Annotated in this window: 2 pseudogenes; both read left to right on the forward strand. The window is 79.3% G+C overall.

Annotation, left to right across the window (positions count from 1 at the left end):
• Nucleotides 1-508 (forward strand): annotated as a pseudogene (locus tag GT045_RS28280) (hypothetical protein); the annotation flags it as partial.
• Nucleotides 505-1,045 (forward strand): annotated as a pseudogene (locus tag GT045_RS28285) (TIGR00374 family protein); the annotation flags it as partial. The pseudogenes GT045_RS28280 and GT045_RS28285, both read left to right, overlap by 4 nt.

Genomic DNA, 1,045 nt, shown 5'->3' on the forward strand with positions numbered 1-1,045 from the left:
GTTGCGCCCGCCGCGCCGCTCGGCGTTGCGCCCGCTGCGCCGCTCGGCGTTGCGTCCGCTGCGCCGCTCGGCGTTGCGTCCGCTGCGCCGCTCGGCGTTGCGCCCTGCTCGGCGTCCGATCGTCGTCGTGCTGGTCTGTGCCGGGCTCGCCGTGCACGTCGCGACGCAGCTGCACGTCGTGACGCGGGCGGTCGGCAGCGCCGGCGCCCTCCAGCGGGCCCGGTCCCGGGCCGTGACCGAGCTGCATCGGCGCGGCGTACGGCCGCCCTGCCTGCTCACCGGCCACGAGGCCATCCCGGTCGCCTTCGCCGCCGGCTGCGCCTCCGCCGCGACGGCCGGCCCCAACGCCAACACCACCGCGTCCGGCATCACCCGCACCGCCCGGCGGATGCCGGTCGCCGCGCTGGTGCCGGCCGGGTCCGCGCCGCCGGCCTACGCCCGCGGCTGGGCCTCCGCGGCCGTCGGATCCGACCTGCTGTACTACGTCGTACCGGGCACCGGCTCATGACGTCTTCGGCCGGGTTCACCGCCTCCCTGGGCCGCCGGCGCGCCTACTGGCAGGCCGGCGTTTGCCTCGCCGTACTGCTCGGCGCGGTGTACCTGGCCCGCAGCCACTGGCCCGCGCTGGAGAGCGGTGCCGGGCGGCTGGCGGTGGCCGACCAGGGCTGGCTGCTGACCGGCGCGGTGGCGGCCGCGGGCACCTGGGCGGCGTCCGCGCTCGCCCAGCAGGGCGCCGTCGTCCGGCGGCTGCCGGGCGCCCGGCTGACCGCCACCCAGTTCGCCGCCTCCGCCGCCAATCACCTGCTGCCCGCCGGGCTCGGCGCCGGCGCGGTGAACCTGCGCTTCCTGATGCGCTGCGGACTGCCGCCCGGACGCGCGGCCGGTGCGCTCGCCGTCAAGGCCGCCTCGGGCGCCGTCGTCCGGCTGGCGCTGCTCGCGCTGCTCGCCCCCGTCTGCCCTGGGCTGCTGCGGCTCCCGCGGGTCTCCCCGCTGGTGGTCGCCGCCGTCCTCACCGCGGCCGGCCTCGCGGCCGTCCTGCTGGCCA

Source organism: Streptomyces sp. SID486 (assembly GCF_009865385.1).
Classification (GTDB): domain Bacteria; phylum Actinomycetota; class Actinomycetes; order Streptomycetales; family Streptomycetaceae; genus Streptomyces.